At 74.7% G+C, this 3,994-nt stretch carries 2 protein-coding genes; both read right to left on the reverse strand.

Going from position 1 to position 3,994, the window contains the following annotated elements:
• The coding region (locus ACZ5CW_RS06840; RefSeq protein WP_468599063.1) for a sugar phosphate nucleotidyltransferase at positions 1-264 on the reverse strand (264 nt) is incomplete at its 3' end.
• Positions 265-386: 122 nt separating this feature from the next.
• Positions 387-3,994: Rne/Rng family ribonuclease (locus ACZ5CW_RS06845; RefSeq protein ID WP_468599065.1), on the reverse strand; the 3,608-nt coding region annotated here is incomplete at its 5' end.

A 3,994-nucleotide genomic window follows, 5' to 3' on the forward strand; every position in this document is an offset into this window, starting at 1 on the left:
CTTGTCGTTGTCGATGAGGGTGAGCTTCAGGCCGTACTTCGCTTCCAGGGCCGCCTTGCGCTCGTACACGGCCTCCTTGCGGTAGCCGACGATGACCGCGACCTCGGTCAGACCCACCTCGGCGAAGTTCCCCAGGGTCAGGTCCAGGACCGTCAGCGACTCCTCCGCGCCCTCGGGACCCACCGGCACCAGAGCCTTGGGCAGAGTGTCGGTGTAGGGGCGCAGACGCCGGCCGGCGCCGGCCGCCAGTACGAGGCCTATCATCGCGGTTCTTCTCCTTTGTTCCTGGTACGACTTCGGGGCCCTGAAAGGAACTCGCCTTCAGGGCCCCGAAAAGCGGTGTGGTCCTGTCCGAGGCGACAGGACCACACCGGGTGGGACGAGACTCAGCCCTCGTCTGCGGCGGTGGGGACCGTGGTGGTCTTCTTCGCCGTCGACTTGGCCGCGGCCGTCTTGGCGGTCTTGGCCGCCTTCTTGGCCGTCGTCTTCTTGGCGGCCGTCTTCTTGGCCGCGGTCTTCTTGGTGGCGGCCTTCTTCGCCGTCGCCTTCTTGGCCACCTTGCGGGCGGTCTTCTTGGCAGCGGCGACCGCCTCGGCGGGCTCCTCCGCGACCGCCTCGGCCACCGGGGCCTCCTCCGGCGCGCCCGACGGGACGACCACGACGGCCGCCTCCTCGGACGCGGTCGGCGCGGTGGCCTTGCGCACGGCACGGCGGCGCGGCCGGGCCGGGGCGGCGGGCGCCTCCTCGGCGGCGGCGCTCGCGGCGGGCTCCTCCTCGACCGGGGCCTGCGGCTCCGGCACCTCGACCGCGGGCGCGGTCTCGGGCACCGTCACCACGGCCGCCTCGGCGCCCACGGGGGAACCGGCCGGAGCCGACACCTTCCGGGTCGCCCGACGGCGCGTACGGCCCTTGGGTGCGGCTTCCTCGGCGGTCTCGGCCTGCGGCGCCGGGACCACCTGGTCCTCGGCGGCCGCCGGCTCGGCCAGCGCCTCGGCGGCCGGCTCCGGCTGCACCGGACGCGCGGCGGCCTCCTCGGCCGTGACGTCCTGCGCGGTCGGGGCGGCCTCTTCCGGCGCGGCCTCCTTCGCCGCCTCGGGCTTCTCGGCCCTACCGGCCTTCTCCGCCCTGGGGGCACCGGCCGGAGCCGACGCCCGGCGGCTCGCCCGGCGACGCGTACGGCCACGGGTGGCCGCCGCCTCCGCCTCGGCGACGCTGCTGTACAGCTCCTCGTCCGGGGCGAAGTCGGGCGCGGGCAGCGCGACCGGCTCGGCCAGCTCGGCGGCCACCTCGACGGCCGTCTCCACCTCCGGCTCGACGGCCTCGCCGGTCTCCACGGCCACCGCGGCGGTCTCGTGCACGTGCTCCTGGCCGTCGCCACCGCGCCCGCGCTTCTTGCGCTTGCCGCCGCCTCCACCGGAGGTCGGCTGCTCCATGTGCACGATGACACCGCGGCCGTTGCAGTGGACGCAGTTCTCGGAGAAGGACTCCAGCAGACCCTGGCCGACCCGCTTGCGGGTCATCTGCACCAGGCCGAGCGAGGTCACCTCGGCCACCTGGTGCTTCGTACGGTCACGGCCCAGGCACTCCAGCAGGCGGCGCAGCACCAGGTCCCGGTTGGACTCGAGCACCATGTCGATGAAGTCGATCACGATGATGCCGCCGAGGTCGCGCAGCCGCAGCTGGCGCACGATCTCCTCGGCCGCCTCCAGGTTGTTCCTGGTGACCGTCTCCTCGAGGTTGCCGCCCTGGCCGGTGAACTTGCCGGTGTTGACGTCGACGACGACCATCGCCTCGGTCCGGTCGATCACCAGCGAACCGCCGCTGGGCAGCCAGACCTTGCGGTCCAGGGCCTTGGCGAGCTGCTCGTCGATCCGGTACGTGGCGAAGACGTCGACCTCGGAGGTCCACTTCGACAGCCGCTCGGCCAGATCCGGCGCGACGTGCGAGACGTACCCGTGGATCGTCTGCCAGGCCTCGTCACCGCTGACGACGACCCTGGAGAAGTCCTCGTTGAAGATGTCGCGCACGACCCGGACGGTCATGTCCGGCTCGCCGTACAGCAGCGTCGGCGCGTTGCCGCTCTTCGCCTTCTTCTGGATCTCCTCCCACTGCCCCTGCAGTCGCTCGACGTCCCGGCGCAGCTCGTCCTCGCTCGCGCCCTCGGCGGCGGTGCGCACGATGACGCCCGCGTCCTCGGGGACGATCTTCTTCAGGATGGTCTTCAGCCGGGCCCGCTCGGTGTCGGGCAGCTTGCGGCTGATGCCGGTCATCGAGCCCTCGGGGACGTACACGAGGTAACGGCCCGGCAGGGAGACCTGGCTGGTCAGACGCGCGCCCTTGTGCCCGATCGGGTCCTTGGTCACCTGGACGAGCACGGACTGCCCGGACTTCAGGGCGGACTCGATGCGGCGCGGGCCGTTGGCCATGCCCAGCGCCTCGAAGTTGACCTCACCGGCGTACAGCACCGCGTTGCGGCCCTTGCCGATGTCGATGAAGGCGGCCTCCATCGACGGCAGCACGTTCTGCACCTTGCCGAGGTAGACGTTGCCGACGTACGAGGTCGACTGCTCCTTGTTGACGTAGTGCTCGACGAGCACGCCGTCCTCCAGGACGCCGATCTGCGTACGGTCGCCGTGCTGGCGGACGACCATCACGCGCTCGACGGCCTCACGGCGGGCCAGGAACTCGGCCTCGGTGATGATCGGAACGCGGCGGCGCCCCTGCTCGCGGCCCTCGCGGCGGCGCTGCTTCTTGGCCTCCAGGCGGGTCGAGCCCTTGATGGACTGCACCTCGTCGGACGGCTCGGCGGGCTTGCGGGGCTCGCGGACCTTGACGACCGTGCGCTCGGGGTCGTCGGCGTTCGGCTCGCCTTCGACGCCGGTGTCACCGGCACGACGACGACGGCGGCGCCGGCGGCGGCTGGAGCTGGACCCGCCGGACTCGTCGCCACGAGCCTCCTCGGCGTCCTCTTCCTCCTGCTCGGCGGTGTCCTCGGCGTCCTGCTCGGCCTGCTCGGCGGCCAGCTCGTCGGCGTCGGCCTCCGCGCCCTCGCCCTCGGCGGCCTCGCCACGGCGACGGCGGCGGCCGCCACGGCGGCGACGGCGGCGCGAGCCGGCCTCCTCGAAGCCCTCGGCGTCCTCCGCCTCCTCGCCTTCCTCGTCACCCTCGGCGAGGTCCTCGGCTTCCTCGGCGGCCCCCGCGGTCCCCTCCGCCTCCTCGGCGGCGGTCTCGACGGCCTGCGTCTCCTCGGCCTGGGCCGGACCCCGGCGGCGACGGCGACGGCGCGAGCCGGCCTCGGCGCGCTCCTCCGCGTCCTCCTCGGGCTCCTCCACGTCGGCGGCCTCGGCGGCGGCCTCGGCAGCGGCCCGCTCCGGGGTCTGGAACCTGGGCTCGGCGAACACCGGCGCCTGGAAGACGGCGACGGCGGGACGGCGCGGCCGGCGCGGGGCGGCCTTCTCGGCTTCCTCGGCGGTCTCGGCAGTCCCGGCGGCCTCGGGCGCGGCCGACCGTCCGGGCTCGGAGAACCCGGACGCGGCACGCACCACCCGGCGCCGGGCCCGACGCGGCGCACCGGCCTCGTCGGAAGCCTGCGGGGCGGCGGCCTCGGGGGTCGCCTGAGCGGCCTCCTCGGGCGCGGTGGCCTGGGCCGCGGGCTCGGCGGCCTCGGCCACGGTGGTCTCCTCCTGCGCGGGGGCACCGGCGGGCGCGGACACCCGGCGGGTGGCCCGACGGCGCGTACGGCGCGGGGCGGCTTCCTCGACGGCCTCGGGGATCTCGGCGGCCTGCGCCGGCTCGGCGACGGCCGGAGCCGCCTCCTCCGCCATCGGAGCCGCCTCAGGGGCGGCCGGCGTCTCCTCGGCGGCCTGCGGGGCGCCGGCGGGCGCGGACGCACGGCGGGTCGCGCGGCGGCGCGGACGGGCGGGCGCGGCCTCCTCGGCGGCGGGCGTCTCGACGGCTCGGGTCTCCTCCGGGGCCTTCTCGGCCTCCGCGACGC

The organism is Streptomyces sp. NPDC031379 (assembly GCF_055569615.1).